This window comes from Ruegeria sp. G5 (genome assembly GCF_056533365.1).
Map to the genome: position 1 here is coordinate 503,967 of NZ_JBQFOK010000001.1, position 23,680 is coordinate 527,646.

At 57.6% G+C, this 23,680-nt stretch carries 28 protein-coding genes; 19 read left to right on the forward strand and 9 right to left on the reverse strand.

Annotated features, from left to right (window positions below):
* The first annotated feature begins 48 nt into the window (after positions 1 to 48).
* The 7 genes from ACR0BD_RS02490 (at position 49) to ACR0BD_RS02520 (ending at position 6,557) form a co-directional block, all read left to right on the forward strand.
* The gene (locus tag ACR0BD_RS02490) at positions 49 to 1,752 is read left to right on the forward strand and encodes an acyl-CoA dehydrogenase (protein ID WP_480828702.1); all 1,704 of its coding nucleotides are present in this window, start codon (positions 49 to 51) and stop codon (positions 1,750 to 1,752) included.
* Positions 1,752 to 2,798: an MBL fold metallo-hydrolase gene (locus tag ACR0BD_RS02495; RefSeq protein ID WP_480828704.1), complete on the forward strand. Its 1,047-nt coding sequence runs from the start codon at positions 1,752 to 1,754 to the stop codon at positions 2,796 to 2,798. Before ACR0BD_RS02490 ends, ACR0BD_RS02495 begins: the two co-directional genes overlap by 1 nt.
* Positions 2,799 to 2,803: 5 nt before the next feature.
* A complete protein-coding gene (locus ACR0BD_RS02500; RefSeq protein ID WP_480695341.1) occupies positions 2,804 to 3,256 on the forward strand; it encodes a DUF6173 family protein in 453 nt (150 codons plus the stop codon).
* A gap of 61 nt (positions 3,257 to 3,317) precedes the next feature.
* Positions 3,318 to 5,156 carry a glycerophosphodiester phosphodiesterase family protein gene (locus ACR0BD_RS02505; protein WP_480828705.1) on the forward strand — a complete coding sequence of 613 codons (1,839 nt, stop codon included), beginning with the start codon at positions 3,318 to 3,320 and terminating at the stop codon, positions 5,154 to 5,156.
* Positions 5,143 to 5,703 carry a hypothetical protein gene (locus tag ACR0BD_RS02510; RefSeq protein ID WP_480828706.1) on the forward strand — a complete coding sequence of 187 codons (561 nt, stop codon included), beginning with the start codon at positions 5,143 to 5,145 and terminating at the stop codon, positions 5,701 to 5,703. The genes ACR0BD_RS02505 and ACR0BD_RS02510 overlap by 14 nt, the downstream gene beginning before the upstream one ends.
* 68 nt (positions 5,704 to 5,771) lie before the next feature.
* A complete protein-coding gene (locus ACR0BD_RS02515; RefSeq protein WP_480695335.1) occupies positions 5,772 to 5,906 on the forward strand; it encodes an aa3-type cytochrome c oxidase subunit IV in 135 nt (44 codons plus the stop codon).
* Positions 5,907 to 5,924: 18 nt separating this feature from the next.
* Positions 5,925 to 6,557, forward strand: coding sequence for a hypothetical protein (locus ACR0BD_RS02520; protein WP_480695333.1), 633 nt, complete (start codon positions 5,925 to 5,927; stop codon positions 6,555 to 6,557).
* On the opposite strand, the gene ACR0BD_RS02525 is transcribed toward ACR0BD_RS02520, so the two are convergent.
* Together ACR0BD_RS02525 and ACR0BD_RS02530 are read right to left on the reverse strand one after the other, a co-directional pair.
* A complete protein-coding gene (locus ACR0BD_RS02525) occupies positions 6,546 to 6,878 on the reverse strand; it encodes an AzlD domain-containing protein (RefSeq protein ID WP_480695331.1) in 333 nt (110 codons plus the stop codon). The genes ACR0BD_RS02520 and ACR0BD_RS02525 overlap by 12 nt on opposite strands.
* On the reverse strand, positions 6,875 to 7,585 hold the full coding sequence (locus tag ACR0BD_RS02530) for an AzlC family ABC transporter permease (RefSeq protein WP_480828707.1): 711 nt from the start codon (positions 7,583 to 7,585) through the stop codon (positions 6,875 to 6,877). Before ACR0BD_RS02530 ends, ACR0BD_RS02525 begins: the two co-directional genes overlap by 4 nt.
* On the opposite strand from ACR0BD_RS02530, the gene ACR0BD_RS02535 reads away from it, so the two are divergent.
* The 5 genes from ACR0BD_RS02535 to ACR0BD_RS02555 are packed head-to-tail and all read left to right on the forward strand — an operon-like array spanning position 7,584 to position 11,440.
* Positions 7,584 to 8,522, forward strand: a complete 939-nt coding sequence (locus ACR0BD_RS02535; RefSeq protein WP_480828709.1) for a formate dehydrogenase accessory sulfurtransferase FdhD — start codon at positions 7,584 to 7,586, stop codon at positions 8,520 to 8,522. The two genes, ACR0BD_RS02530 and ACR0BD_RS02535, sit on opposite strands and share 2 nt — an antisense overlap.
* Positions 8,519 to 9,049 (forward strand): hypothetical protein, encoded by a 531-nt coding sequence (locus tag ACR0BD_RS02540; RefSeq protein ID WP_480828710.1) that lies wholly within the window; start codon positions 8,519 to 8,521, stop codon positions 9,047 to 9,049. Before ACR0BD_RS02535 ends, ACR0BD_RS02540 begins: the two co-directional genes overlap by 4 nt.
* Positions 9,046 to 9,690, forward strand: coding sequence for a molybdenum cofactor guanylyltransferase MobA (gene mobA / locus ACR0BD_RS02545; protein WP_480828711.1), 645 nt, complete (start codon positions 9,046 to 9,048; stop codon positions 9,688 to 9,690). The genes ACR0BD_RS02540 and mobA overlap by 4 nt, the downstream gene beginning before the upstream one ends.
* Positions 9,687 to 10,178 carry a molybdopterin-guanine dinucleotide biosynthesis protein B gene (mobB, locus tag ACR0BD_RS02550; RefSeq protein ID WP_480828712.1) on the forward strand — a complete coding sequence of 164 codons (492 nt, stop codon included), beginning with the start codon at positions 9,687 to 9,689 and terminating at the stop codon, positions 10,176 to 10,178. The genes mobA and mobB overlap by 4 nt, the downstream gene beginning before the upstream one ends.
* Positions 10,175 to 11,440, forward strand: a complete 1,266-nt coding sequence (locus tag ACR0BD_RS02555; RefSeq protein WP_480828713.1) for a molybdopterin-binding protein — start codon at positions 10,175 to 10,177, stop codon at positions 11,438 to 11,440. Before mobB ends, ACR0BD_RS02555 begins: the two co-directional genes overlap by 4 nt.
* Before the next feature lie 3 nt (positions 11,441 to 11,443).
* On the opposite strand, the gene ACR0BD_RS02560 is transcribed toward ACR0BD_RS02555, so the two are convergent.
* The 3 genes from ACR0BD_RS02560 to ACR0BD_RS02570 form a co-directional block, all read right to left on the reverse strand.
* The gene (locus ACR0BD_RS02560) at positions 11,444 to 12,436 is read right to left on the reverse strand and encodes a hypothetical protein (protein ID WP_480828714.1); all 993 of its coding nucleotides are present in this window, start codon (positions 12,434 to 12,436) and stop codon (positions 11,444 to 11,446) included.
* A 14-nt stretch (positions 12,437 to 12,450) separates the two neighbouring features.
* A complete protein-coding gene (greA, locus tag ACR0BD_RS02565) occupies positions 12,451 to 12,921 on the reverse strand; it encodes a transcription elongation factor GreA (RefSeq protein ID WP_480695317.1) in 471 nt (156 codons plus the stop codon).
* 138 nt (positions 12,922 to 13,059) lie between these two features.
* Positions 13,060 to 13,440 (reverse strand): VOC family protein, encoded by a 381-nt coding sequence (locus tag ACR0BD_RS02570; RefSeq protein WP_480695315.1) that lies wholly within the window; start codon positions 13,438 to 13,440, stop codon positions 13,060 to 13,062.
* An 87-nt stretch (positions 13,441 to 13,527) separates the two neighbouring features.
* Between ACR0BD_RS02570 and soxR the strand changes: the two genes are divergently transcribed.
* From soxR to ACR0BD_RS02590, 4 genes are all read left to right on the forward strand, one after another.
* Positions 13,528 to 13,995 (forward strand): redox-sensitive transcriptional activator SoxR, encoded by a 468-nt coding sequence (soxR, locus tag ACR0BD_RS02575; protein WP_480828716.1) that lies wholly within the window; start codon positions 13,528 to 13,530, stop codon positions 13,993 to 13,995.
* Between the two features lie 124 nt (positions 13,996 to 14,119).
* Positions 14,120 to 15,766, forward strand: a complete 1,647-nt coding sequence (locus tag ACR0BD_RS02580) for an electron transfer flavoprotein-ubiquinone oxidoreductase (protein ID WP_480828718.1) — start codon at positions 14,120 to 14,122, stop codon at positions 15,764 to 15,766.
* A gap of 103 nt (positions 15,767 to 15,869) precedes the next feature.
* Entirely contained in the window at positions 15,870 to 17,582 is a 1,713-nt protein-coding gene (locus tag ACR0BD_RS02585; protein ID WP_480828719.1) for a tetratricopeptide repeat protein, read from the forward strand.
* Complete coding sequence (locus tag ACR0BD_RS02590; protein WP_480828720.1) at positions 17,572 to 18,393, forward strand: 4-(cytidine 5'-diphospho)-2-C-methyl-D-erythritol kinase; 822 nt, start codon at positions 17,572 to 17,574, stop codon at positions 18,391 to 18,393. The genes ACR0BD_RS02585 and ACR0BD_RS02590 overlap by 11 nt, the downstream gene beginning before the upstream one ends.
* On the opposite strand, the gene ACR0BD_RS02595 is transcribed toward ACR0BD_RS02590, so the two are convergent.
* Positions 18,386 to 19,384, reverse strand: a complete 999-nt coding sequence (locus ACR0BD_RS02595; protein WP_480828721.1) for a polyprenyl synthetase family protein — start codon at positions 19,382 to 19,384, stop codon at positions 18,386 to 18,388. The two genes, ACR0BD_RS02590 and ACR0BD_RS02595, sit on opposite strands and share 8 nt — an antisense overlap.
* Positions 19,385 to 19,440: 56 nt before the next feature.
* Between ACR0BD_RS02595 and ACR0BD_RS02600 the strand changes: the two genes are divergently transcribed.
* The 3 genes from ACR0BD_RS02600 (at position 19,441) to ACR0BD_RS02610 (ending at position 20,712) form a co-directional block, all read left to right on the forward strand.
* A complete protein-coding gene (locus tag ACR0BD_RS02600; protein WP_170333283.1) occupies positions 19,441 to 19,656 on the forward strand; it encodes a putative signal transducing protein in 216 nt (71 codons plus the stop codon).
* Positions 19,653 to 20,423: a tRNA1(Val) (adenine(37)-N6)-methyltransferase gene (locus ACR0BD_RS02605; RefSeq protein ID WP_480828723.1), complete on the forward strand. Its 771-nt coding sequence runs from the start codon at positions 19,653 to 19,655 to the stop codon at positions 20,421 to 20,423. Before ACR0BD_RS02600 ends, ACR0BD_RS02605 begins: the two co-directional genes overlap by 4 nt.
* A gap of 124 nt (positions 20,424 to 20,547) precedes the next feature.
* A complete protein-coding gene (locus ACR0BD_RS02610; RefSeq protein ID WP_480695302.1) occupies positions 20,548 to 20,712 on the forward strand; it encodes a YdcH family protein in 165 nt (54 codons plus the stop codon).
* Here the strand turns inward: ACR0BD_RS02610 and yddG are convergent.
* From yddG to phbB, 3 genes are all read right to left on the reverse strand, one after another.
* The gene (gene yddG / locus ACR0BD_RS02615; protein WP_480828724.1) at positions 20,709 to 21,572 is read right to left on the reverse strand and encodes an aromatic amino acid exporter YddG; all 864 of its coding nucleotides are present in this window, start codon (positions 21,570 to 21,572) and stop codon (positions 20,709 to 20,711) included. The genes ACR0BD_RS02610 and yddG overlap by 4 nt on opposite strands.
* Positions 21,569 to 22,516: a transcriptional regulator GcvA gene (locus ACR0BD_RS02620; protein WP_480828726.1), complete on the reverse strand. Its 948-nt coding sequence runs from the start codon at positions 22,514 to 22,516 to the stop codon at positions 21,569 to 21,571. Before ACR0BD_RS02620 ends, yddG begins: the two co-directional genes overlap by 4 nt.
* Before the next feature lie 301 nt (positions 22,517 to 22,817).
* Complete coding sequence (gene phbB / locus ACR0BD_RS02625) at positions 22,818 to 23,540, reverse strand: acetoacetyl-CoA reductase (RefSeq protein WP_480695296.1); 723 nt, start codon at positions 23,538 to 23,540, stop codon at positions 22,818 to 22,820.
* Between the last annotated feature and the right edge of the window lie 140 nt (positions 23,541 to 23,680).

The window sequence follows — 23,680 nt, forward strand, 5'->3', positions numbered from 1 at the left end:
ATTCCAACCCCGCCTGCGTACACCGAGTTAGACAGCCCGAGGAAAACTATGCCATATCGCGCGCCAATCTCTGATTATGAGTTTTTGTTCCGCAATGCTGTTGGTTTTGATCAGATCGCGGCCACCGAGAAGTTTGCAGAGGCAAGCGAAGATCTTGTAACCGCAATTCTGACCGAAGCGGGCAAGATGTGCGAAGAGGTGATGGCGCCCTTGCAACGCCCGGGTGATCTGGAACCGGCGAGGTTGGAAAACGGTGTGCTGCGCACGTCGCCCGGCTATGCCGACGGCTGGAAGGCGATTGCCGAAGGTGGCTGGATCGGGATGAGCGCGGACCCCGAATATGGTGGTATGGGTCTGCCGATGACGCTGACCACCGCAGTGAATGAGATGATGAGCGCGGCTTGCCTGTCGCTGCAGTTGGCTCCGCTGATGAGCCAGGGCCAGATCGAGGCGCTGGAGTATCACGCTAGCGATGACATAAAGGCGCTGTACCTTCCCAAAATGATCGCGGGTGAGTGGTCGGGGACCATGAACCTGACCGAGCCCCAAGCAGGGTCAGATGTTGGCGCACTGACATCAAAGGCAGAGCCGAACGGGGACGGGACGTTCTCTGTCACGGGCCAAAAGATCTATATCTCTTGGGGTGACAACGACTTTACCGAAAATGTTTGCCATCTTGTTTTGGCGCGCTTGCCGGATGGTGTGCCCGGCACCAAGGGTATTTCGCTGTTCCTGGTGCCAAAGTACCTGCCGGACGAGAATGGAAATCCCGGTGTGGCCAACGATCTGAAGGTCGTCTCGCTGGAGCATAAGATGGGGCTGCATGGCTCTCCGACCTGTGTGATGCAGTATGACGGGGCCAAGGGGTGGCTTGTTGGGCAAGAGCATGGCGGCATGGCCGCGATGTTCACTATGATGAACAATGCGCGGCTGGGTGTTGGTGGTCAGGGTGTCGGTGCCGCCGAAGGTGCGTACCAACATGCACTGGCTTATGCGCTGGAGCGTAAACAGGGCAAAACCCCCTCGGGTACGATTATCGACCACGCGGATGTGCGTCGGATGCTGATGAGCATGCGCGCCGATACGTTCGCTGCACGGGCCATCATGTTGGCCAACGCAGCCGCAATAGATATGGCCTGCGCCACTGGCGATTCCGACTGGGTCGCGCGCGCCGCTTTGTTGACACCGATCAGCAAAGTGTTCGGCACCCAGACCGGCATGCGGGTATCGGAAGAGGGCGTGCAGGTCCACGGGGGTATGGGCTTTATCGAGGAAACCGGCGCTGCCCAGTATTACCGCGACGTACGGGTGACTGCGATCTATGAAGGGACCAACGGCATTCAGGCAATGGACCTTGTTGCCCGTAAGATGATGGACGGCGGCGAGGCCGCAGGACGTCTGTTGGATGAGATCGAAGATCACGCCGAAATGGCCCGGACATCCATGCCTGAACTGGCCGGCCCTGTCTGGGAAGCAACCGAGAGCCTGCGTGAAGCGACAGAGTGGTTGGTGGCACAATCGGATATGAATAACCGTTTCGCGGGGGCAGTACCCTATCTGCATGCGTTCGCGCGCGTCTTGGGTGGGCATTATCACCTGAAAGCCGCCTTGGCCGAACCGGACGGACCCCGGTTCAAACTGGCGCGTTTTTATATCAACGCGTTGCTGCCCGAGTGCGCCGGGCTGCTAGTTCGGGCGCAGTGCGGGGCCGACGATGTGTTTGCCTTAAGCGCTGAAGAATTGACAGCCTGATGGACGGCGATACCCCTTTGACGATCCGGTATCCCTGGCCCGAACCTCCGGCTGCGGGCGAGGCTATTGAGGTCGCCGAAGGCGTTTTGTGGATGCGGTTGCCCCTGCCGATGGCTCTGGACCACGTCAATGTCTATGCGCTGGATGACGGCGGTGGATGGACGGTGATCGACACTGGTTTGTCGTCGAACAAAACCCGGCGCATCTGGGCCGAGCTTTTGGCAGGCGCACTGGGCGGCAAGCCCGTGAACCGCGTTATCGTCACGCATCACCATCCCGACCATGTCGGCAATGCCGGTTGGTTTCAGTCCGAGCATGGGTCCGAGCTGGTTACGACACGAACGGCATGGCTTTTTTCCCGTATGCTGCAGTTGGACGTGCAGGAAAACTGGCCACAGGAAACGCTGGACTACTACCGAAGTGCCGGGATGGATCCTGATTTCCTTGCCAAGCGCATGACCGAACGCCCGTTCAATTTCTGCGATACGGTTTACCCAATGCCCTTGGGCTTTACGCGGATCAAACAGGACAGCGTGATCCGGATGGGCGGTCGTGATTGGGATGTGCACATTGGCAACGGCCACGCCCCTGAACACGCAACGTTCTGGAGCCGTGACGACAACCTGGTGATCACCGGTGATCAGATCCTAAGCTCGATCAGTCCGAATCTGGGCGTCTATGTGACCGAACCGATGGCTGATCCCGTTGCCGAATGGCTGGATGCCTGTGAGCGCCTGCAAGGGTTGGCGCGGCCAGATCATCTGGCATTGGGTGGACACAAGTTGCCCTTCACCGGATTGCCGTTGCGCATGAAGCAACTGATCGAAAACCACCATAGCGCACTGGACCGTCTGCAGGATTATCTCGATCGACCCAGAACCGCCGCAGAGTGTTTTGTTCCCTTGTTCAAGCGCCAGATAGGCGAGGGGGAATACGGCCTGGCACTGGTCGAAGCGGTTGCACATCTGAACCATCTTTACCACACTGGTGCTGTCACCCGAACGCGTCGTGCGGACGGGGCCTGGGAGTTTCAGCGCAAAGGGTAGCCAGAATGGACAAAATCGAAACCTCGGCCGAAGCGGCAGAGTCCGCCGCCCTTCCGCGCTGCTACGAGGTTCACGCGAATTCGGAATCCCAATCCGGCACGCAGGAACTGCCCGGCCCGTTGCAAAAGCCGGTTGAAACCAAAAGTCCTGCCCAGTGGGCCTATGAACGGCTGATCCTGTACATCCAGAACTTTGAAAAGACGCTGGACGGTGATCACGAAGTTGCAATGGGTTTTACCGGAGGGGATGCAGGTGTCATGCGGATCGAAGGGATGGGATATTTCGATCCGGACGTGATCACCTTTTTCGGGTCTGACGCGACGGGTGCGCGCACTCAGCTCGTGCAACATGTCAGCCAGTTGAACGTGATGTTGCGTGCGTTGCCAAAATCGGTGGAAGACAAACCCGCAAATCGCATTGGGTTCAGGTTGGCCGCTGATCTGGAAGAAAACGAATAGACATCTTGCAATTCACGTCTGCGCAGCCTTGAATGAATCCACCATTTATTAGGGGCGGATCGTGACAAGTTTTTCAGCCGTTACAAATGCCTACAAAGTTGCTTGGGCGCGTCGAGCCGTCTTTATTCCGATTTATGTTGCTGTTCGATTGCTGCTGATCGCACTGATCGCTCCGGGCGTCGCAATAGCTGTGAACCTTGCTGTATCGTTGTCGGATCAGACCGCACTGACGGATCAGGACATCGCGGCCTTTTTCCTTTCACCTATCGGGTTCGTCGCAGCCATCACCGTACTGAGCATTTTTCTGCTGGCCGAAGTTTTTGTGTTTTCGGTCATGGCAGGGTCTTTGCGCATGGGGGAAATCGATCCGTGGCGCGCAGGCAGGTCGGCTGTTGGGTTAATCCTGTCCCGCTTACCTGCGCTCTTTGGGTTCGCGGCGCGGTTTGTGCTGCGCGTTCTGGTATTGGTTGTTCCATTTGCTGCGGTTGCGGCATTGATCGCATGGTGGCGCCTGACCGAGTATGACATCAACTATTACCTTACGTTCAAACCACCGTCCTTCTGGATCGCCGTTGGCCTGATTGGGATTGTGGTTTTGGTCATGGCGTGGGTTTTGATCCGCAGACTTTCGGCTTGGGCGTTGGGCCTGCATCTGGTTCTGTTCGAAGGTCTGAAACCGTCGCAGGCCTTTGCGACCAGTGCCGAGCGGATGGAGGGCAAACGTGGCCGTCTCAAGATCGAGCTTGCGATCTGGTTAGGTGTGCGATTGCTGATCGCCGCTATTATTGCCGCGGTCGTCGGGCTTTTATTCGATCTGGTTCCTTTGCAGGGGTCTGCGAACCTGCGGGTGGCACTTGTCTACAGCTTGATTGTTGCAGCTGTGTGGTCTTTGGCCGGACTGGTGCTGGCAGCGATTGCTTTGGGCGCACTGGCCGTTGTGCTGGATCGCTTTTTCGAGACCGACGCCGACAGACCACCGCTTCCCGAACCGGGGAAATTCCGTGCTCCGCTTTTTGTCGCGCTGGGCGGCACGGCCGTTGCAGTTCTGATCGGCCTTTGGTTCGGCAAGACGTTGCTTGAGCAAGTGCAAGCCGAAGACCGGGCCGAAGTTATCGGTCATCGTGGTGCGGCGGCGCTGAGGCCGGAAAACACCATGGCCTCGGTCCTTAAGGCGATTGAGGACGGCGCGGACTGGGTCGAGATCGACGTGCAGGAATCTGCGGATGACGTTGTTCTAGTGGCGCATGACAGTGATTTCATGAAACTGGCGGGCGTGAACCTAAAGGTCTGGGATGCCACGATGGAGGACGTGGCCGATATCGACATCGGCAGCTGGTTTGGACCCGAATATGCCGACGAGCGCACCCCGACCCTGAGTGATGTTCTGGCCGCGGCAAAAGGCAAGTCCAAAGTCATTATCGAACTGAAATATTATGGGCATGATATCGATCTGGAAAATCGTGTCGCCGCCTTGGTCGAAGAATTCGAGATGCAGGACGATATCGCGACCATGTCGCTGAAATACCCGGCCGTGCAAAAGATGAAGTCACTGCGTCCGGATTGGCGCGCTGGCGTATTGGCGGCAACAGCAATCGGTGATCTGACAGGGCTGGAAGGCGATTTCGTTGCGGTCAACGCGGCAATGGCCTCGCCGGGTTTGGTTCGTTCCGTGCAGGCGGCCGGGAAAGATATCTACGTCTGGACGGTGAATGATCCTTTGCAGATGTCGGCGATGGCTTCGATGGGGGTGGACGGGCTGATCACTGATCGCCCCGCAATGGCCAACGAAGTACTTCGTGTGCGGGCCGAGCTTGGTCCGGCCGAACGGATATTGCTGTGGATGGCGACAACCTTCGGGATGTCCTTCGACAAGGAAGCCATGCGCGATGAAAGCCCTTAAAGCTGCGGTTCTGATCGCGATGATCGCTGCCCCGTCATGGGCGCAAGATATCATGCGCAGTATCGAAATGCCTGCGCATCGTGCTCTGATCGCTCAGAAGGGTGATGTCGAATTGACGCCCTTTGAAACGGATGGGTGTTCAGGTGGTCTATCTGCCAGTTGGCGGTTCGTAGCCGAGACCTTTCCAAAGTTCCGTGCGCTTTACGAAGCCCATCCGCCTTGGGAAAACTGTTGTGTTGACCATGATCGCGCCTACCACAATGCCGGGGGCGCGCTGCTGCCCGAAGACAGTTTCACAGCGCGGCTTTCTGCGGATGACACGTTGCGCAGCTGTGTAAAGCAACATGGCAGGGACCACGCTGACACGTATGCCCAGCGTTACGACATGACGCCAGACCAGATACAATCAGCGTATTCCATTACGGCCGAGGCGATGTATGCGGCTGTTCGATTCGGCGGCGGTCCGTGTTCTGGCCTGCCTTGGCGATGGGGGTTTGGGTATCCGGGCTGCTCGGTGTTTCAGCCGCTGTCAACTGCGCGCGAATGACGTGGTGACAGGCCCGACAAATTCGATTATCCAACATTCCAAACACGCGAATTGGGAATCTATCTGACATGGCTGAACACAAGCACGGCGAAATGGACATCACCGTTCAAACCAAAACTTTCAACGGGTTCGTCAAGGCAACCACGTGGTGCGTCGTCGCCATTGCCCTCCTGTGCCTCTTTCTGGCGGTTTTCGCCTCTTAATCCAAAGCGGGGTCGGCCGTGATCAGGATTTTGATTGCCTGCCTGCTGGCAGCGACAGTTGCCGGCTGTGTCGGCTCTCAGCGTCCGCAGGCGGACCAGGCCGAGATTGTGGCGCGTTCGTACCGTGATCCTGGCCCATCGACGCTGACCCTTTACACGATGATCAGCACCCGGACCGGCTCGGGTGCGCATACCTCGCTTATGATCAGCGGTAGCGAGCGTGTGATTTTTGACCCGGCGGGATCGTTCCGGGCGGATGTTGTGCCGATCAAAGATGATGTGTTGTACGGCATCACTCCGAATGCCGAGCGTGCCTATCGCAGCAGCCATGCCCGCGAGACGCATTACGCGCGTATTCAAACCATCCAAGTGACCCCACAGCAGGCTGAGATCGCTTTGCAGCTGGCCAAGCAGTCTGGCCCGGTTGCAGGCGCCTTTTGTGCAAATTCTACCGCGCAACTGTTGCAGCAAGTGCCCGGGTTCGAGCAAATCAAAACGACCTTCTATCCAGTCAAACTGTCGGATCAGTTCGGTCAGATTCCGGGTGTCGTTACCACGGAATATCGTGAGAATGACAATGCCGATCTGCAGCAGGGGCTGGCCGAAAACAACGCACGCCTCAACCAGCTTGAGGCCGCCTCAGCCAACTAAGTAAAGCAATCCGTAAAGTGTTGCGGCACCGGAAAAGATGGCGGCCAATACGTTCTTGGTGATGTAGCCTACCGCCAGGGCGACCGCGGCTGCTGCCATCCGCGGCACATCCGGCTGCCCCTCGGTCGCTGTGGGCCAGACCACCAAGGGCGCGATCAGAGCGGGAATGATGGCGACAGCCGTGTATCGCAGATGCCGCAGCAACCAGGGCGGCATCGGTCGATCCCCGACCAGCCCTATGAAAGTGAAACGCAAGGCGTAGCTGCCAAACGCCAATCCGGCGATGATGATCCACATTGTTATTGGGTCGACTTTGGTCATGTCCGGCGTCTTTCCAGCATAAGTTCGACATATGCACCGGCAATCATCCCCGCCGTGCCCGCGATCAAAAGGCCAAGGTTATAGGGCACGGCCACAGCCAGCAAAGCCACCGTGATGGCGACCAGTGCAGCGACAACATGGGCCAGTGTTCGCATCATCGGGCCGATCATTGCGAGAAAAGTAATCGGTAGTGCAAAATCCAACGCCCAGCTTTCAGGGATTTGCGTGCCCAGAACAGCGCCAAGATAGGTGCCCAGCATCCACATCGGGGTAATCGGGGCCGTTGTGCCCAGGAAATATGTCATCCGCTGAGGGACAGTCATCTGGGGCTCTTTTTCGAACCGCACCATCGAACAGGCATAGGACTGATCCACGATCAAATAGGCGGCACAAGCTCGCTGCCATAATGGTGCCGCCCCCAAATAGGGGGTCAGTGAAGCCGAATACATCGCCACGCGCAGGTTCACGGCAAGTGCCGAAACAAGAATGATGATCGTCGGCGTGTTGTCCTGCAGCAATTGTAGTGCGGTAAATTGGGCGGCACCTGCAAAGACAGTAGCGGAAAAGGCGATCGTCTGGACGATGTTCAGCCCGGCTTCGGTTGCGAAAACCCCGAACAATAGGCCAAACGGTACGGCGACGAAGACAAACGGCGTGCCGTCGCGAAAACCTTTCCAGAAGTATGACTTGGATGTGGCAGAGGCCATGGCTAAATCCTATGGTGATCGAAGCAGCAGTAGCGGTCTTGGGAAAGGGTTGCAATTGGCCACGGAAATCGACCTGACAGACTATATCATCGCCCCCGAGCCCGGAGCGTCACGCCTGACCCGTGCGGTGGAAGGCGTGGACCAGAATGGTGCGGTCAGCCAGATCTCAGTGGTCGAAGAACGCCCGCTTACGATCTTCCTGAACGCGCAGGAGATCGTGACAGCGATGACCATTGGCGACTATCCCGAATACCTGGCGCTGGGCTTTCTGCGTAATCAGGGCATGTTGCTGGAAGACGACCAGATCACCCGCGTCGACTATGACGATGACCTTGAAACTGTTGTCGTGCGAACGGCGCGTCAAACCTCGTATGAGGACAAGCTCAAGAAAAAGACCCGCACCAGCGGGTGCGCTGTCGGGACCGTGTTCGGCGACATGATGGAAGGCCTCGAAGATGTGCGCTTGCCTCAGGTTCAGGTGCGGACCTCGTGGCTGTATGAGCTTGCGGCCAAGATCAACCGTACTCCGTCTTTGTATCTTGAGGCAGGGGCGATCCACGGAACAGTGCTGTGCCGGGAAAACCGACCTTTGGTCTATATGGAAGACGTGGGCCGCCACAACGCGGTCGACAAGATTGCCGGCTGGATGCTGTCCGAAGGCGAAGGTGCAGATGACAAGATTCTGTATACCACGGGCCGCCTGACGTCCGAGATGGTGATCAAGACTGCGATGATGGGCATCCCGGTTCTGGCCTCGCGGTCCGGGTTCACAGCGTGGGGCGTCGAGATCGCGCGCGAGGTCGGCCTGACTCTGATCGGCCGAATGCGCGGGCAACGGTTCGTATGCCTGTCGGGCGAGGATCGCCTGCTGCGCGACATCGATCCGGCCAGCGTCGCGGTCGAGGACAAGAAACATCGGCGGAAGAGTGCGGTATGATTGTTTTGCTGTATGTCATTCCGGTACTGGTTCTGGTCCTGCTCACTTGGATCATGGTCAGAGCTTTCCTGCACTTTGAACGTTGCAAGAAAGCCGTCGTTGAGGGAATCGCGACGCTTGGCGAGGACAGGCTGGCCCCGCTTGGATGGAAATCCGGCCCTTACATTAGCCTGTGGAAAGCGCTTCCGTTTCAGGGATCAGGTTGGACGCTACATGGCAATAGCTTTCGAGATCAGATGCTTGGCCTTCAACGAGTGGCGATCCGTGGCCTGCCTACCCCTGACGAGATGGAGGAATCTGTACGAAAATCAGCGCGCGCATTTAGGCTCTATTTTTGGATAGTTGGTGTCCCGGGTTTGTCTTTGGTGTATTTGGTGGGATCGGCGAAGATCGGTGTCTGGCTGGGCAACGCCACCTCTACTCCCCCGGTCTATTGGTTCACGGCCTTGGTAGGTGTCATTGCTATTGGCGTTGTTCTTCCGTTTGAGAAGTATCGAAAGTGGCCCACTATAGAGGACACCCAATGACTAAACCACTCGGAGTAATCCTCGCAGGCGGCCTAGCCACCCGAATGGGCGGTGGCGACAAGGGGCTGCTGCGGATCGGTGGGCAGAGCCTGATGTCTTATGTGATTGAACGCCTCGCCCCACAGGTAGATGGGCTTGCGCTGAATGCGAATGGTGATCCAGCACGGTTCGCTGATTTGGATTTACCCATTCTGCCCGACAGTATCGAAGGGTTTGCGGGCCCTTTGGCAGGAGTATTGGCCGGTTTGGATTGGGCGGCGGAACAGGGTGCGGACGCAATCGTGACGGCCGCTGCCGATACGCCGTTCTTTCCGCGCGACCTGACGGCACGGCTGGTCGCAGCTGCCGTAGGTCAGACCCATCCGTTGGTCCTTGCGACCACGCCGCGTAGCGAGGGCGAAGCTTTGAAATCCGGTGGTGGAAAACGCATCAATCGCCATCCGACCTTTGGACTCTGGCCCGTTGCATTGCGCGATGATTTACGTGCGGCCTTGAATGACGGGTTGCGCAAGGTTGTCTTGTGGACGGACAAGCACGACGGACGAGAAGCTTTGTTCTCCGCAGATCCCTTTGATCCATTCTTTAACGTTAACACTCCTGACGATCTGGCCCGGGCGCAAACACTGCTGGAGCAGGCATGAGGGTCTACGGTGTTACGGGTTGGAAAAACGCAGGTAAAACCGGTCTGGTCGAGCGGTTGGTGACCGAGATCACCGGGCGCGGCTTTACTGTTTCCACGCTCAAACACGCGCATCACGCCGTAGATGTGGATCAACCCGGCACCGACAGCCACCGGCACCGAATGGCAGGTGCGTCCGAGGTCTTGCTGGCTTCGGCGCAACGCGTTGCCATCATGCAAGAGCTGCGCGGATCGCCAGAACCCGCTTTGCCAGAATTGCTGGCCCGTCTGGCACCGGTGGATTTGGTGTTGATCGAAGGTTTCAAACGCGAACCACATCCCAAGGTCGAGGCTTATCGCGCCGAAGCCGGAAACCCTTTGATCGCGACAGACAACATGTCAATACGCGCCGTTGCCAGTGATACGCCTTTGGATGTGGATCGCCCGGTTTTCGATCTGAATGATACGGCGGCCATCGCGGAATTCATACTGCATGAGGTGGGGTTATGAACAAGCCAGATATCGCACCGCCGCCTTTGCGCAATGATTGCTTTGCGTTGCCCGCCGGGGTGAGTTGGACGCCGGTCGATGACGCGCTGGCACTGCTGCGCGACAGGTTGTCCACCGTGAAAGCGGCAGAGACTGTGCCGCTTGCGCAGGCGGCTGGTCGTATCCTTGCCGAAGATGTTCATGCGAAGCGTTCGAACCCACCGCAGCCTAACACGGCCGTGGATGGGTATGGTTTCGCCGGTCCCGCGCCGGACGGGGCGCAGGTTATGCCGGTGCAGGACGGGCGCGCGGCGGCCGGTATTCCATTTGACGGTCAGGTTGCGGCGGGCAACGCTCTTCGGGTGCTGACAGGTGCGGCGCTTCCCGACGGGGTTGATACGGTCATTCTTGAGGAAGATGTCACGTTTCAGGACGGGCACATCGCGTTTCGCGGGCCACTAAAACTGGGGGCGAATACCCGCCGCGCCGGAGAGGACGTCGCCGCAGGGGATCTGGCCCTGAGCGCGGGACGTCGGTTAACGCCTGCTGATCTGGCACTGTTATCTGCGATCGGTGTTGCCAATGTCTCGGTCCGCGAAACACTGAGGGTCGCCGTTTTATCGACAGGTGATGAACTGCGCGAGCCGGGTGACACCGTTGGTGCCGGGCAGATCTATGACGCGAACCGCCCGATGTTGTTGTCGCTCATCGAGCGTACGGGGTTTCATCCCGTCGACATGGGGCGTGTGCCGGACGATCGCGAAGCATTGCGCGCGCGCCTTGATAGCGCGGCGAAACAAGCCGACGTTATCCTGACCAGCGGTGGCGCTTCGGCTGGGGATGAGGATCATGTCTCGGCGCTGTTGCGGGATGCTGGGGCAATGCAGGAATGGCGCATAGCTTTGAAACCCGGGCGTCCCCTTGCGCTTGGCATGTGGGAGGGTGCTCCGGTATTTGGATTGCCCGGAAACCCGGTCGCGGCTTTGGTTTGTACGTTGATCTTTGCCCGACCTGCGTTGGGATTGCTGGCTGGCGAGGGCTGGCAGGAGCCACAGGGGTTCGCCCTGCCCGCAGGTTTCGAGAAACGTAAGAAACCGGGTCGGCGGGAATACCTGCGTGCCCGGGTGCGCGATGGTCGGGCCGAGGTCTTTGCCTCGGAAGGGTCCGGGCGGATCAGCGGATTGAGCTGGGCCGAAGGGCTGGTCGAGATTGGCGACGGTGCCTGCCACATTCAACCCGGCGATATGGTGCGGTTTATTCCGTACGGCAGTTTCGGTCTTTAGCCGTCAGTCAAAAGTCCCTGCAACCCGACCCAGCAACATGAATGCCCGCGCGGTGCGCGTGTCGCCAAGTGCCGTCAGTTCCGCGTCACTGGCTTCGGGTTCGAATTCGATGATCATATGGTCAAAGCGGCGCAGGAAGTGATGCGCAGCATCGCGAAAGATCGGATCCTGTTTCATCCGCGCCGACGTCAGTGCAAGAGAAGACCGATCCCTGATACCACCCAATGCAGCGACCGAGCGTCCGCGGGCCCCTTGCGCGAATTGCCGCCAGATTTCAGGGCGCGCCATATCAGGGCGCAAGTCATCCATGTAGATGCCTTCTTGGCTAAGCAGGGTCAGTACATCCTGCGATGCCTGCACCAGCTGGGCGGCTTTGCGGTCTTTCAGCGCAAGACGCAGGGCGTTGAACCCTTCGGTATCTTCCTGCGTTTCCGGAAAATTCAAGGCGCGTATGAAAACGTCGGTGCTAAGCGGAGGTGAGATGTCCCCGGCCTGCGTGCCCAGTTCCAACGTGGTTTGATCCCCGTTCGCATTCGGTGTCTTGCCGCGGATCGTTTGCCGCCGATTGGACGAGAACGTGGCCAGCGCGCTTTCGGTTTTCTTCGCCGTTTCGACGATTTCGTCCAGTTTCTTGGTGACGTTCGGCTCATACCCGCTGGAGGCACGCTGTTGCTGTGCAATCAGCGCGTTGCGAATTGCGTCGATTGAACTTTGCAGCCGCGCACTTTCCTCGCGCATTATGCGACTGGCGCGCAGGGCGGTCGCTGCGACCCAGATCATCGCGATCGGCATGAACACAGCAAGCAAGGTTACAACAAAGCCGCTACCGCCAACCTTCCCGGGCAGGACCAGAAAGACAACCGACACGACCAGCCAGACAAGGCTAAGCGCGATGGCTGCGATTTCGATCTCTGTCACCGAAGGTTCGGCGGGTTTGTCATAAACACCCAGCGGCGTTGGCCGCTCGGGTTCTTGCTCTTGCGTGGACTCGGACATTGTCGGCGCTTGGATCAGGCGTACTCGATACTCAGGATTTCATAGGAGCGCACACCACCAGGGGTGCGGACCTCGACACTGTCACCTTCTTCCTTACCAATCAAGGCGCGCGCGATGGGAGATTTGATGTTCAGCAGACCATTTTCGATATTGGCCTCGTACTCACCAACGATCTGCCATGTTTTTTCTTCGTCGGTGTCTTCATCAACCAAGGTCACTTTTGCCCCGAACTTGATCGCACCCGATAGCTTGGATGGGTCGATCACATCTGCCAGCGACAGAATGCTTTCAAGTTCTTTGATACGGCCTTCGATAAAGCCCTGTTTTTCGCGTGCGGAATGGTATTCTGCGTTTTCCTTCAGGTCGCCCAGTTCACGCGCTGAGGCGATCGCCTCGATAATCGCGGGGCGCTCGACGGACTTCAGGTTTTTCAGTTCCGCCTCGAGCGCGGCATTGCCAGCAGGCGTCATTGGAATTTTTTCCATATTCTTGTCGTCCACGCATAAATTGAGTCGCCCCGCCGCACAAAAAGCGTCGGGGCGAAGTGTTGGGTCGCTGAATACCTGACCCAAATGGCGCGTGAAATGCAAGGGGGCTTTGTCGCACCATGTGCGGATTGCGGCCTAGTTATAACTGATCACTTCGAATTCGATCCCGTTATCGTCGTCGAAATAAAACCTTTTACCCGGTTCGTAATCTGCGTGTGATTTCGGGACAAACCCGGCCTTGACGACCTTGGCTTCGGTTTCATCGATGTCTTCCACCAGAACACCGACATGGTTCAGCCCGCCCACGATGTCATAGCTGCTTTCCTCGGAAAGTTTCGGATCACTGGGTGCATAAAGTGCAAGGTAGGTATGAGCACTGCCCACATGGACCGTATAACCGCCAGCAATGGCCGGGCCTTCCCAGCGTGTCTTCCAACCAAATACATCCTGCATCCATTTCGCCGAGGCCTGGGGATCGCGGACTGTGAAATTGGTGTGTTCAAGTGTCGCCATCATGGGATCTCCTTTTCTATTTGAGGCTTGTCCCGACTCACCGTAATTTCTAAACCTAACTTTAGGTCAAGGTATTTTTTTGAGGGCGAAATGGCAGCTTCTGAAGGTTTGGCTATTGGGGCTTTGTCGCGACGCACGGGTTTGGCTGTTTCGGCGATCCGGTATTACGAGGCGCAAGGCTTGATCGCGCCTTGGCGCAATGCGGGGGGGCAGCGCCGGTATCAGCGCGCCGACATTCGACGTTTGAGCTTTATTATGATCGCTCAGCAGTTCGGCCTGACATTGCCTGAGATCCGCGATGTCTTGTCGGGTCTGCCGGGAAACCGTACGCCGACACCCAAGGATTGGACGGATATCAGTGTTGGTTTGCGAACCCATCTGGACCAGCGAATCGAAACCCTGACACGATTGCGTGACAATCTGGATGGCTGCATTGGCTGCGGGTGCCTGAGCCTGCCAAAATGCGCGTTATATAATCCCGATGATCGTGCAAAATCCTATGGTAAAGGTCCCAGATACCTGATGGGTGACACTCCGGAAGGCAGAAGTGTCGAATAGCGGCATTGTTACGCCGTGTTTCGATTGACCTATGTCTTTCTCAGCATGTAATCAGCCGTGAAACAAAATTGCGCCGACCGCGCGCATAAAGCGCCAATTCGGAAAGTTAGCTAAGGAGCCCGCGATGGCCGATATTGAACGCGAAGCGATGGAATATGACGTGGTGATCGTGGGCGCAGGCCCCGCGGGCCTGTCTGCGGCCATCCGTCTGAAACAGCTGGATGCCGACCTGAACGTCGTGGTTCTGGAAAAAGGCTCGGAAGTTGGCGCGCATATCCTGTCGGGCGCGGTTCTGGATCCGTGCGGTCTGGACGCGTTGATCCCGGACTGGAAAGAGAAGGGCGCGCCGCTGAACACTGAGGTGCATGAGGACAATTTCTACATGCTGGGCGAAGCGGGTCAGATCCGCATCCCCAACTGGCCGATGCCGCCGCTGATGAACAACCACGGCAACTACATCGTCTCGATGGGCAATGTCTGCCGCTGGATGGCTGAACAGGCCGAAGAGCTGGGCGTGGAAATCTTCCCGGGCATGGCGTGTTCCGAGCTTGTCTACGGCGAGAATGGCGAAGTCAAAGGCGTGGTCGCCGGTGTCTTTGGTTTGGAAGCGGACGGCTCCTACGGCCCCAACACCGAACCGGGGATGGAGCTGCACGGCAAATATGTCTTCCTGTCGGAAGGTGTCCGTGGCTCGCTGTCCAAGGAAGTGATCGCCAAATACGACCTGTCTGCGGGCAAAGAGCCGCAGAAATACGGCGTCGGCATGAAAGAGATCTGGGAGATCGACCCGGCCAAGCACAAAGAAGGCTCTGTCACGCACACGATGGGTTGGCCTCTGGGCAGCAACGCGGGTGGCGGGTCGTTTATCTATCACCTGGAAAACAATCAGGTTTATGTCGGTTTCGTGGTGCACCTGAACTACAAGAACCCGTACCTGTATCCGTACATGGAATTCCAGCGCTTCAAGCACCACCCGATGGTGGCCGAGCTGCTGAAAGGCGGCAAGCGTGTGGCCTATGGCGCGCGCGCGATCACCGAGGGCGGTTATCAATCGATGCCCAAGCTGGTCGCGCCGGGTGTGGCGCTGCTGGGCTGTTCGGCGGGTATGGTCAACGTGCCGCGCATCAAAGGCAACCACAACGCGATGCTGTCGGGCAAAGCCGCAGCCGAGGCTGCGTTTGAAGCGATCAAAGCCGACCGTTCGGGCGATGAACTGACCGCGTATGAAACCGACGTGCGCGATGGTGCGATCGGTTCTGACCTGAAGAAAGTGCGCAACGTCAAGCCGATCTGGTCGAAATGGGGTCTGACGGCCTCGTTGATGCTGGGCGGTCTGGATATGTGGACCAATACGCTGGGCTTTTCTTTGTTTGGAACCGTTGGGCACGGCAAGAACGATGCAGAATCGACCGAAGAGGCGAGCAAGCACCAACCCATCGACTATCCCAAGCCCGATGGGGTGCTGTCTTTTGACCGTCTGACCAACGTGTCTTTCGCAATGACCAACCACGAGGAGAGCCAGCCTTGCCATTTGCGGTTGTCGGACCCGGCTGTCCCGGTCAGTGTTAACCTGCCGAAATTTGCCGAACCGGCACAGCGCTACTGCCCGGCTGGTGTCTATGAGGTGGTCGAAGACGAAGGCGAGCCACGATTCGTCATCAACTTCCAGAACTGCGTTCACTGCAAGACATGTGACATCAAGGATCCCAGCCAGAACATCACCTGGACAACGCCGCAAGGCGGCGATGGCCCAAATTATCCCAACATGTAAGCAAAAAATGGGCAATGGCACCGTCGTGAAGGCTCTGCCATTGCCTCTTTCGAGGCGAAGCCCTAGCTTATTACGCAGTCAACAATGGCAGGGCAGGGTTTTGGTGGTATCCGTCTTTCGTCGCGCGGCGCTTGCTGCGCTATTCTCCTCGGCATTTGCGTTTCCCGGTTTTTCGGATACCGGGTCCGGTGCGTATCTCGCCGGGCGACAGGCGATTTTCCAAAACGACTACACCGCGGCCGAACGGTATTATGCTCAGGCGCTGAGATCCGATCCTGAAAATGCCCAGCTCTTGGAAAGTGTTGTCGTCGCCCGGCTTTCGCTGGGGGAAATCGGACGCGCCTTACCGGTTGCAGAAGTTATCGAAGAAATGAACCTGCAAAGTCAGGCCGCCAGAATGGTGATCGTGGCGAACTTGATTGCCGATGAAAAGCTGGATGAGCTGTTGTCGCGTGACCCGGAAACTCAGGGTGTCGGTCCGCTTGTAGACGGGTTGATTCTGGGTTGGGCCCATGTCGGTCAGGGCGCAATGACCAAGGCGATGGACCAATTCGATACCGTTTCTCAGCAAGAGGGCCTGGCCGAGTTCGCGCTTTATCACAAAGCTCTGGCGTTGGCCTCTGTTGGGGATTTCGAAGCAGCCGAGGCGATCTTTTCGTCCAACGGTGGCGCGATTTCCAGATTTACCCGCCGTGCGGCGTTGGCCCGTACGGAAATCCTGTCGCAGTTGGATCGAAACGAAGATGCACTGGCGTTTCTGAACGAAGTCTTCGTCGCCGGAAGCGATCCATCAATCGAAGGCTATGAAGCCCGCCTGAAGGCTGGGGAAACGCTGCCCTTTACGCATGTGTCGTCACCGCAAGACGGAATGGCCGAGGTGTTCTTTTCCGTGGGCGCAGCGCTCAGCAGCGAAGCAGCGCAAAACTATGTACTGCTCTATGCGCAGCTCGCCGCGTTTCTGCGCAGCGACCATATAGATGCGATCCTGCTAAGCGCTGAATTGCTTGATGCGCTCGAACAATATGACCTTGCGGTCGAGGTTTACCGCAAGGTGCCATCCACCAGCAGCGACTATCATGCGGCTGAATTGGGCCGCGCCGAGGTTTTGGGACGTGCCGGAAAAACGGATGCCGCGGCCGAGGTGCTGCAAAATCTGGCAGCCAAAAGCCCCGATTTGCCCAGCGTTCATGTGGCCTTGGCCGATTTGCAGCGCCGCAAGGAAAACTATGCCGAGGCTGTTGAAACCTATGACACCGCGATCGAGCTGATCGACGCCGGGGTCGGCGGGAACTGGTTCTTGCACTATGCGCGCGGTATCTCGCATGAGCGGCTAAAGAATTGGGACGCGGCCGAAGCCGATTTTCGTCGCGCTTTGGAATTGAACCCGGACCAGCCACAGGTTTTGAATTACCTGGGTTATTCTCTGGTCGAGCGGCAAGAAAAGCTGGACGAAGCGCTTGATATGATCGAACGCGCAGTCGCCGCACGCCCTGAAAGTGGGTATATCGTGGATAGTCTGGGTTGGGTTTTGTTCCGCCTTGGCCGGTACGACGAGGCGGTCGGACATATGGAGCGAGCGGTCGAGTTGATGCCGGTCGACCCGGTGGTCAACGACCATCTGGGCGATGTGTACTGGGCTGTTGGTCGGGCACGCGAGGCCGAGTTCCAGTGGAAACGCGCCTTGTCGTTCATTGATCCCGAAGACACCGATGGCGAAGCCGACCCGGATCGCATTCGTCGCAAGCTTGAAATCGGGCTGGACGCGGTGTTGGTCGAAGAAGGTGCGGACCCTTTGAAGGTGGCGAATGAAGGCTGAGGCTTTCGCACCTGCCAAGATCAATCTTTCTCTGCATGTGACCGGCCGCCGCGAGGACGGCTATCACGAGTTGGATTCCTTGGTGGTCTTTGCTGATATCGGTGACCGGTTAAGTTTCACACCCGGAGATGCCTTGTCGATCTCGGTAACGGGTGAACATGCTGAGGGGGTCCCTACAGACAGCCGAAATCTCGTCTGGAAAGCCGCTGACGCAGTGGGTTGGTCGGGCCATATAACGCTGGACAAAGTGTTGCCGCATGGTGGCGGGATCGGTGGTGGTTCGTCTGATGCGGCGGCCACGTTGTGGGCGCTATCGGGGATGGGTTATAGCATCCCAGACGAGGTTCCGGTTTCGCTGGGTGCGGATGTTCCTGTTTGCATGGCAGCCAAGGCGACAAGAATGCAGGGCATTGGCGACAGGTTAACGCCGATCACCCTTCCGCATTTGCCCGCCGTGCTGGTGAACCCGGGCATCCCTGTCCCAACGGCTGCTGTGTTTGGGGCGTTGGCCTCGCGTAATAATCCGGGGATGCCGCAAGATATCCCGGAGTTTGAGTCCCCTGCGGATTGTGCGCATTGGCTAGCGGATCAACGCAATGACCTTGAGGCACCGGCAACCGGTGTGGCGCGTGAGATCGAGTTTGTATTGGATGAGCTGAAGCTAACGGAACACCCGCTTATGGCTCGGATGTCCGGCTCTGGTTCGACGTGTTTTGCGCTTTACCCCACGATGGCAAAGGCACGGGCTGCGGCAGAGACACTGCAGGCTGCCCACCCCGATTGGTGGTGTCGGGCAACGCAGCTTAATTGAGGCGAGAGACTACGTAGTCGGCCAAATCGCGCAACAATGTGCGGATCTCATGATCGGGCAGAGCGTCAAGCGATGCCTTCGCTTTATTAGCCCAGCCGAACGCATCTGCTCTTGTGGCCTGCAGCGTGCCGTATTTGGCCATCAGGGAAAGCGCATGGTCCAGATCGCCGTCTTCCTGGCGGCCACGTCCAATCGTACGCTCCCAAAACGCGTGTTCTTCCGGTGTTGCTTGTGCCACAGCCTTAATGACAGGCAGGGTCAATTTGCGTTCGCGGAAATCGTCACCGACGTTCTTGCCGGTTGCATTGCTGTCGCCCTGATAATCCAAAAGGTCATCAGCGATCTGAAAGGCGATCCCAAGCGCGTCGCCATAGGCATAGAGTGCTTTGACCTGTTCTTCAGACGCTCCGGCGATCACGCCTCCGACCTCGGTCGCTGCCGAGAACAGGGCGGCCGTTTTTCCACGCACGACCTGAAGGTAGATCGCCTCGGTCGTACCCAGATCAGTGGCCGCGGTCATCTGCAGAACCTCGCCCTCGGCGATTGTTGCGGACGCGTTGGCGAGAATGTCCAGAACACGCAGGGACCCGGTTTCCACCATCAACTGGAAACTGCGGGAAAACAGGTAATCCCCAACCAGAACACTTGATTTGTTATCCCACAACAGGTTGGCCGTCGGGCGCCCACGACGCTGGGCACTTTCGTCGACCACATCGTCGTGCAGCAGTGTTGCAGTGTGGATGAATTCAACCGTAGCCGCCAGTCGGACATGGTGGTCACCGGAATATCCAAACAGGCGCGCCGCCGCTAACGTCAGCATGGGGCGCAGGCGCTTGCCGCCTGCCTCGACCAGATGCGCGGTGACCTCGGGGATGCGGGGCGCATGTTCAGACGCCATGCGCGTGCGGATCAGGTCGTTGACCGAGTTCATTTCGCCTGCGAGCAGTTCTGCCAGGCGCTCATGCGGCTTTGAGATCGTGCTGATATCCATCACACTCCTGATACAAGGCTCGACTTCCACCTCACCTTGCCCTTACATCCATCCCCATGAAAGAACTTCTGCGCAGCACCGATCCAACGATCCTGGCCTTTGCTTCTGCCCTTCTTGAAGGCGAGGATATAGACTGCTTTCAAATGGACGTAAATATGAGCATCCTCGAAGGAGGCATCGGCATCTTTCCGCGTCGTCTGATGGTTCGGACTGACGACCTGACCCGTGCCGAGCGTGTGATGCGGGATAACGACATTCCGCTGGGTCGATGACCCAATTCCCTGAAGCCGATCTGACACGCAATGATTTTCTAGGCGGTCGTGTGCGGCTGTGGCAGCCCCGATCAGGCTATCGGGCTGGGGTTGACCCTGTTTTATTGGCCGCTGCGGTACCTGCGGAGCCCGGCCAGACTATGCTTGAGCTGGGGTGTGGTGCCGGTGCGGCGGTACTGTGTCTGATGGCCCGGGTACCTGAATTGCGTGCCACTGGTGTGGAATTGCAAGCGGCTTACGCTGAACTTGCGCGGCGAAATGCGGCAGAGAATGAGGTCAGGCTACAGGTGATCGAGGCCGATCTGACCGATTTGCCTGCTGATCTGAGGCAGCGCCAGTTTGATCACATTATCGCGAACCCACCTTACTATAGGGCAGGTGCGCATAGCCCAGCCGAGAATGCTGGGCGCAGCATAGCGCTCGGGGAGCAGACACCACTGGCCTCATGGGTTCAATGTGCTGCCAAACGCCTTGCGCCAAAGGGCTATTTGCACATGATCCAAAAGGCCAACCGGCTGCCCGAAATGCTGACCGCCTGCGAAGGGCGGCTGGGGTCGGTCGAAGTGTTGCCATTGGCTGCACGGATCGGCCGCTCGGCAGAGTTGGTGATACTCAGGGCGAAAAAAGGTGGTAAAGCCGCGTTTCAGCTTCATGCACCGCTGATCTTGCACGAAGGAGAATCCCACCAGCAGGACGGTGACAGCTATACACCGCAGGTCTCTGAGGTCCTCCGAAATGGGGCTCAACTTCCGGGTTTTTCAGGCTGATTGGCATTAACCAGCCGAAATTGTCGGATTTATCATATTTTCTATGCACCCGCAGCGTGACAGGCTGGAAACGATGTGGTCAACTTCTTACGTGAACCTGAGACACCAACGAAGGAGTATCGAAATGAGCGTGAGCGCACATCTGACCGAACTGAAGAAAAAGCACGAAACTCTCGGTCTCGAAGTAGAACAAGCCCAACGCTCGCCAGGTATCGACGATCTCCATATAGCCCAGCTCAAAAAACAGAAGCTAAGGTTAAAGGAAGAGATTGAGCGATTGTCCAGTTAACGAGCGATACTGGCCCGCGCGGCAATAACCGCGCCACCTGTAACCAAGAGCGCCGCGATCGCCAGACCCCAGCTAGGGGCGGCGATCCCGGCCAGCACCAAAACAAGCGTAGACAGCAATGGGGCAGCATAAGAAGACGTGCCCAGCATTTGAATGTCACCCTGCTTGACCCCGATATCCCAGACATAAAACGCCAAGCCCACTGGCCCCAGCCCCAGCGCGGCGACCGAAATCCAACCCATTGCGGTTTCAGGCCACACGGTCTCTTCCAGTGCCATGTGCAACAGCCCGGACGCGATGGCTGTAGCCACGCAAAATACAGCGACGGAACTTGTCGGCGTATCGCCAAGTCTGCGGGACAGGACCGAGTATCCTGACCAGGTCAGTGCACATAGCAGCGCCAAGGCATACCCGGGGATATGTTGTGATTGAAATCCTGTGCCAGCACCCGCGATGATGACAGCCGCTCCGGCGAAACCCAGACAGGCACCGATCAAGTGTCCAATACGCAGGTGTTCCCCCGGCAAAAGCCCCGAAAACAATACGATGAGCAGGGGCCAAAGGTAAGCGATCAAACCGGCCTCGGCAGCCGGAGCCATACGCAAAGCCGAAAAATACAGCGCGTGGTATCCAAACAAGCCAACCGTCCCGAACAGGTAGGTTGTCCAGGGTACAGTTTTTAACTGGCCGATTTCGCCATTGGCCCATGTCCAAACCAGCCCCAGGCTCCCGCCGATCGAAAAGCAGATGGCGTTTAACAACAATGGGGGCGTTGGGGCCGACCCAACGGTAAACAGCGCAAGCAGAGCCCAAAGCAGGACGGCAACAAAGCCGATCCCGGTTGCGCGCGTTCTTGTCATGGGGCAGGAACCTCTTCTACCGGAATGATCGTGAAATCATCCGAAAGATGCGCGGTCTTTTCAATCTCGGTCATGAACCAATCGCGGAAGGCTGCAATCTGTGGCCGTTTTTCCGCCCCCTGAAGGCACAAGAAGCGAAACCGCCCGCGGGTTTCGATAGCGACCTTAAACGGGGCAACCAAACGGCCTTCGGTCAGGTCTTTGATGATCATCGCGCGGCGGCCCAAAACAACGCCAACACCTGCGACTGCGGCATCAATTGCGTGATCGGCATTTGAGAAATGCGCGCCATGTGTCGGCGCAAAATCGACGCCGACGGCACGAAACCATGTGGGCCAATCACTGGGCGGGCGCAAAAACGCGATTGAGTCGTCAAATATCAGGGGTGCCTCGCGCAGGCTGTCCGGTGTTGGATACTGCGCGGCCAGCTCTGGCGTCATGACCGGGGTCAGCCATTCCTTGCGGACCGGTAGGGAGTAGAGACCCTCATCTTCATCGTAACCAAAGCGTATGGCCACATCCACGTCGTCCCTTTCCAGATCCATGTTGCGCAGGGTGGCCGAGAATTTGAGGTCAATATCGGGATGCGCGCGCGCAAAATCATATAGTCTGGGGGCAAGCCATTTCGCCGTCAGGGCCGGGCCAGCTGTTACGGTCAGGCTTGTGTCATTGCCTTGCTTGCGTGTCGCCTGCCAGGCTGCCTGAAGGGTCGCGAACCCTTCGGCGGCACCGGGGGCCAGAATACGCCCAGCTTCGGTAAGCTCAACCGCGCGGTTCAAACGGTGAAACAAAGGGCGCCCCAAGTGTTCTTCCAGCGATTTGATTTGAAAGGAAAGGGCTGCCGGTGTGACGCGCAGCTCTTCGGCGGCTTGGGCAAATGACATATGACGCGCGGCTGCATCAAAAGCGCGCAACGCGGTGAGTGGGGGGAGATAGTTGCTCATGTCAGGTAAGTTTTATTTAACTGAAGGGTGTAGAAAGCTCGTTTGTACGACACATTGGTAAGCGTCATATTGGTTTCAAGTCAAACAAAACTGTACTGAAAGGACGACTGCCATGATCGAGATGACGACCAACCCCGCAGCTGCCCGCGCCTTTCAAAAGGCGCACGCTCAGCGTGGTGAGATTTTCAAGCAAGCCCTGAAATGGCTTTTTGGTTCCCGCTGAATACAGCGCGCGTGTTCTTACGGGATAAAAAAGGGCCGGTTCGATGAACCGGCCCGAATTGTATCTGAGCTGTCAGACTTACGAGAAGAACTGAGCGCCATTCGCAGAAATGGTAGAGCCGTTGATGAATTGTGAATCATCTGAAGCCAGGAATGTCACGCAGCGCGCGATTTCATCAGCCTCACCAAGACGGCCCGCCGGAATTTGCCCGATGATGGCCTCGCGCACCTTTTCCGGAACGGCCATAACCATCTCGGTTGCGATGTAGCCGGGGCAGATGGCGTTTGCAGTGATGCCCGCACGTGCGCCTTCCTGCGCCAGCGACTTCACAATGCCCAAATCGCCAGCTTTGGTAGCCGCATAGTTGACCTGCGCAAACTGACCCTTCTGACCGTTAACCGAGCTGATTACGATGACACGTCCGAACTTGCGCTCGCGCATGCCGGGCCAGACCGGGTGGATTGTGTTGAAAACACCGGTCAGGTTGGTGTCGATGACCTGAGTCCACTGCTCGGGCGTCATCTTGTGGAAGGGTGCATCGCGTGTAATGCCGGCATTGGCGACCACAATGTCAATGGCACCGACCTCGGCCTCGACCTTTTCGATCCCGGCTTTGGATTCGTCGTAGTCGGCCACGTTCCATTTGTAAGTCTTGATACCGGTTTCTTCGGTAAACTTTGACGCCGCTTCGTCATTTCCCGCGTAGGTAGCGGCAACATTGTATCCTTCGGCCTTAAGAGCCTTGGAAATGGCCGCGCCGATCCCGCGCGAACCGCCGGTAACAAGTGCTGTACGTGCCATTATGGTAGTCCTCCAGTTTAGTCGTCTTGGTAATTCTGTTACTTTGATGGATTGATTTGCGCAACATTATTGTCTTGCTTTGGCTTCCTCCGGCGCCAGAATATTGCTGCATTTGAGAGTTAACATTGATCTGCAACAAA